The organism is Streptomyces sp. NPDC007162, from assembly GCF_040634175.1.
Classification (GTDB): domain Bacteria; phylum Actinomycetota; class Actinomycetes; order Streptomycetales; family Streptomycetaceae; genus Streptomyces.
This window is the reverse complement of the sequence record NZ_JBEYFC010000750.1, coordinates 1-3,319: the sequence shown is the minus strand read 5'-3', so window position 1 is coordinate 3,319 and position 3,319 is coordinate 1. Positions and strand designations below refer to the sequence as shown.

Below are 3,319 nucleotides of genomic sequence, written 5' to 3'. Positions count from 1 at the left end.
GACACCGTGCGCGGGCTCGGGCCCGTCCTCGACGTCGGCTGCGGGCCCGGAACGGTGACCGCCTACCTCGCCGGACGAGGACACGACGTGTCCGGAGTCGATCTCTCTCCCCGCATGATCGAGAACGCGCGCCGGCTTCATCCCGAGTGCCGCTTCGCCGTCGCCTCGGCCACCGAACTCGACCTCGCGGACTCGTCCCTGGGCGGCGTGCTCGGGTGGTGGTCGCTGTTCAACCTGCCCCGGGACGTCCTGCCCCAGGTCCTCGCCCTGTTCGCACGCGCGTTGAAGCCGGGCGGGCACTTCATCACCGCCACCCACGTCGGCGACGAGGACGCGGTGCGCACCGAGGCCTACGGAGGGGTACCCGTCCGCTGGACGACACACAAGTGGCGGCCGGAACGACTGGTCGGCCTGATCGAACAGGCCGGCCTGACCCCGGTCGCCGAACTGCGACTCCCCCCGGAGGAGTACAGCGGGCCCGGTCTGGTCGTCATGGCCAAGCGTCCCGGCTGACGAGCAGGAGCCGAGGGGGCACAGGCCCGCCGGGGTACGAGGAGTCCGCCCGGTTCGAGAAGGAGAGCACGATGCCCGACCGCATGACGGCCGCCGATCTCGGCCCTACGCCGGTACGACCGCCGTTGGACCCCGAACTGGAGCCCGTCGAGGCCGAGTTGCGCGGGAACCTCCCGGCCCTTTCGGACGAGACCCTCCCCGAGGCCCGCCGGCTGACGGCCCAGGGACTGCCCGGAGAGGGACCGGAGGAACTGCGGGCGGGCGGCAGGGTCCGGCTGTCGGAACTCCGCGTCCCCGGACCCGAGGGCGCCCCGGACATCACCCTGCTGGTGCTCAGCCCGGCCGGGCGACGGGAGCCGGTGGGCGGCATCTACCACATCCACGCGGGCGGGGCGGTCGTGGGAGACCGCCGCAACGGCCTGCGTACGGTGCTGCCGTTCGTCGCCGAGGGCGCCGCGGTCGTGGTGTCCGTGGAGTACCGGCTGGCCCCCGAGCACCCCGACCCCGCGCCGGTCGAGGACTGCTACGCGGGGCTGGTGTGGACCGCGAAGAACGCGGAGTGGCTCGGCATCTCGCCCGAACGGCTGCTCGTGCTCGGCGCCAGCGCCGGGGGCGGCCTCGCGGCCGGAACCGCGCTGCTCGCCCGCGACCGCGGCTTCCCCGGCATCAGCCACCAGGTGCTGATGTGCCCCATGCTCGACGACCGCTTCGAGACCCACAGCAGCCGCATGCTGGACGGCACCGGGACCTGGGACCGCAACGCCGCCCTCTACGCCTGGAACGCCCTGCTGGGCGACCGGCGGGGCGGCCCGGACGTGTCGCCGTACGCCGCGCCGGCCCGCGCCGAGGACCTCGCCGGGCTCCCCAGGACCTACCTCGACACCGGTTCGGCGGAGGGCTTCCGCGACGAGATCCTCGACTACGCCCGCCGTCTCTCCGAGGCGGGTGTGAGCGTCGACCTCCACATGTGGGGCGGGGGCTTCCACGGCTTCGACTGGACGGCACCGGACGCGGCGGTCTCACGGGCGGCCACCGCGACCCGCGAGGCCTTCGTCCGCCGGGCCCTCGAAAACTGAACGGCGGGGGCCGTGCGCACCCCGAGGGGGGTTGAGTACACCCCGGATCCGGCGGACGGCCCCATCCCCCGAAGCCCCCGGATCCGGTTGGCTGGTGCACGTCACCGACAGAACTCACCACCACCGGGGGACCGACCATGCGGATGCCGACACCGAAGAGGGCCCGAGCCGTCGTACTCACCGCCGCGCTGCTCACGCTGGTACCGCCCGTGACCGCGGCGGCCGCCACCGCCGGACCGCCGCGGCCGGGGAGGCACTACGGCGAGGACGTGCTCCGGCGGGACCTGGCCGCCGTGCGGCGGGCCGGGGGCGGCGATGTGAACGTGCTGGCCAGGGTCGACGGGACGGCCGGCGGGCCGCTCCTGGCGCGGATCGGCACCCGGACGGCCGGCTCCGCGGAACCCGTCCCGTGGAACGCCCACTTCCGGGTGGCGAGCACGACGAAGACGTTCACGGCGACCGTGGTCCTCCAACTCGCCGCGGAGAAACGGCTGTCCCTGGACGACACCGTCGCACACTGGCTCCCCGGAGTCGTCGCGGGCAACGGCAACGACGGCAGCCGCATCACCGTCCGCGACCTGCTCCGCCAGACCAGCGGTCTGTACGACTACGTCGACGACCCGGAGATCCGGGACCGGCTGATCAACCACTTCGACGAGAACCGGTACGACACCACACCCGCGGCCGACCTGGTCGCGGTGGCCATGAGGCACCGGCCGCTGTTCGTGCCCGAGCAGGGCGGGGCCACATGGGCGTACTCCAACACCAACTACCTGGTGGCCGGGATGATCGCCGAGAAGGCCGGCGGCGCGAGCTGGCGGGAACTCGTCGAGCGCCGGGTGATCGACCGGCTGGGGCTGCGGGACACCTCCGTGCCCGGACTCGACCCGCGTCTGCCCGACCCGCACGTGAACGCGTACCTGACCGGACCCGACGGCACGCGCCTCGACGTCACCGAGCACAGCCTCCAGCACACCGCGGACTCGGGGGTGGTGAGCACCACCGCCGACCTCGACACCTTCTTCCGCGCCCTGGCGGGCGGCCGGCTGCTCCCCGCCGCGCAGTGGCGCGAGATGCGGCAAACGGTGGAGCGCACCGACGACCCGGAGGACGTCGCGGAGATGCCCGAGGGCACGTACGGCCTCGGGCTGCGCGAGATCCCGCTCTCCTGCGGCGGTCACTACTACACCCACGAGGGCGACGGGGCGGGCGTCAACACCCGTCCCGCGGTGAGTGCGGACGGCAGGCGCGCGGTGACCGTCTCGATCACCACGACCACCGCGCCCCCGGACCTGGCCGCCCTCGACCGCGCCACCGGCACCCTCGTCGACCACGCGCTGTGCGCCGGGACGGCCACCGGTACCCGGTGACGGGTGCCGGTCCGGTGCCCCGGCCGGCGGGCCGTCACGGCGGGCCGTCGGCCGAGAGCGCGTCCCGGAGCTGGGCCCTGGCCGTGATGCCCAGCTTGGGGAAGACCTTGTGCAGGTGGTAGCCGACGGTACGGGGCGAGAGGTACAGGCGGGCCGCGATGTCGCGGTTGGTCAGGCCCTGCGCGGCGAGTTCGGCGATCTGCCGCTCCTGCGGGGTGAGTTCGCCCGCGGCCGAGGGGCCCGTCGGCGCGCCCGCCGCCCGCAGTTCCGCCGCCGCCCGCTCGGTCCAGGGGCGGGCGTCCAGCCGCCGGAAGCACTCCAGGGCCGCCCCGAGGTACGGACGGGCCTCGACGCTGCGCC

The 3,319-nt window shown here is 74.3% G+C and carries 4 protein-coding genes; 3 read left to right on the top strand and 1 reads right to left on the bottom strand.

Features of this window, described 5'->3' with window-relative positions; translation table 11 throughout:
* From ABZ646_RS43315 to ABZ646_RS43305, 3 genes are all read left to right on the top strand, one after another.
* Positions 1-513 (top strand): class I SAM-dependent methyltransferase (locus ABZ646_RS43315; RefSeq protein WP_360532338.1); only part of this gene is annotated, 513 nt, incomplete at its 5' end.
* A gap of 71 nt (positions 514-584) precedes the next feature.
* Positions 585-1,589, top strand: coding sequence for an alpha/beta hydrolase fold domain-containing protein (locus ABZ646_RS43310; protein WP_360532335.1), 1,005 nt, complete (start codon positions 585-587; stop codon positions 1,587-1,589).
* A 143-nt stretch (positions 1,590-1,732) separates the two neighbouring features.
* A complete protein-coding gene (locus ABZ646_RS43305; protein WP_360532332.1) occupies positions 1,733-2,959 on the top strand; it encodes a serine hydrolase domain-containing protein in 1,227 nt (408 codons plus the stop codon).
* A 34-nt stretch (positions 2,960-2,993) separates the two neighbouring features.
* Here the strand turns inward: ABZ646_RS43305 and ABZ646_RS43300 are convergent.
* Positions 2,994-3,319: helix-turn-helix transcriptional regulator (locus ABZ646_RS43300; RefSeq protein ID WP_360532329.1), on the bottom strand; the 326-nt coding region annotated here is incomplete at its 5' end.

Excerpts from the sequence above, each read along its gene's own strand:
- ABZ646_RS43310 (WP_360532335.1), top strand. The coding sequence starts at position 585 with ATGCCCGACCGCATGACGGCCGCCGATCTCGGCCCTACGCCGGTACGA.
- ABZ646_RS43305 (WP_360532332.1), top strand. The coding sequence starts at position 1,733 with ATGCCGACACCGAAGAGGGCCCGAGCCGTCGTACTCACCGCCGCGCTG.